Annotated in this window: 1 protein-coding gene; it reads right to left on the bottom strand. The window is 61.8% G+C overall.

Features of this window, described 5'->3' with window-relative positions:
* Positions 1 to 28: 28 nt before the first annotated feature.
* A partial coding sequence (locus OKA11_RS24435) for a transposase (RefSeq protein WP_267225228.1) occupies positions 29 to 937 on the bottom strand: 909 nt, incomplete at its 5' end.

Genomic DNA, 937 nt, shown 5'->3' with positions numbered 1-937 from the left:
GGGGGCGTTTGCGGGAGGGGGCGGAATCCTACGCTAAGGATTTGGGCCAGCGATATTCCCCGGTTAGATTGATGTGTTCCCATCCCAACGGCGAGACGTGGGCGAGTAGATCAGGCGCGATATGGGTACCGCTGGCGGCCCGGGTATTGACGACCTCGCCGAGCTTCATGGTGTTCCAGAATATGATGATGGCGGCGAGCAGGTTCATTCCGGCGATGCGATAGTGCTGGCCTTCGCCGGATCGATCCCGGATTTCACCTCGGCGGTGGAAGCTGATGGCGCGCTTTAGGGCGTGGTGGGCCTCACCCTTGTTGAGGCCGATCTGAGCCTGGCGCTGGAGGCCGGCATCAAGAATCCAGTCGATCATGAACAGGGTTCGCTCGATGCGGCCCACCTCTCGCAATGCGAGGGCCAGCTCATTCTGGCGCGGGTAAGAGGCGAGCTTGCGAAGAATCTGGCTGGGGGCGACGATCCCCGCTGCGATCGTCGCCATGATGCGCAGGATGTCGGGCCAGTTGCGCTCGATGAGCGGTTCATTGATCTTACCTCCGACCAGCGCTCGCACATTGGCCGGCGTCGCGTTGGGCGTGAAGGCATAGAGTCTTTTCTGAGGGAGATCGCGGATACGGGGGGCGAACCTGTAGCCGAGCAAGGCGCAGGCGGCGAACACATGATCGGTGAAGCCGCCCGTGTCGGCAAAATGCTGGCGAACGCGGCGGCCCGCGTCATTCATGAGCAGCCCGTCCAGGATATAGGGAGCCTCGCTGACCGTTGCCGGGATCACCTGGGTTGCGAACGGCGCATATTGATCGGACACATGGCTGTATCCCTTGAGGCCCGGGACGTTGCCATATTTCGCGTTGATCAGATTCATCGCCTCGCCCTGCTCGGTAGCAAGGAAGAACTGCCCGTCGCTGGATGCCGATTGCCCTTGTCC

Source organism: Novosphingobium clariflavum (assembly GCF_026420865.1).
GTDB classification, from domain to species: Bacteria; Pseudomonadota; Alphaproteobacteria; order Sphingomonadales; family Sphingomonadaceae; genus Novosphingobium; species Novosphingobium clariflavum.
Note: the sequence above shows the minus strand (reverse complement) of the source record. Positions and strands in the feature narration are given on the sequence as shown.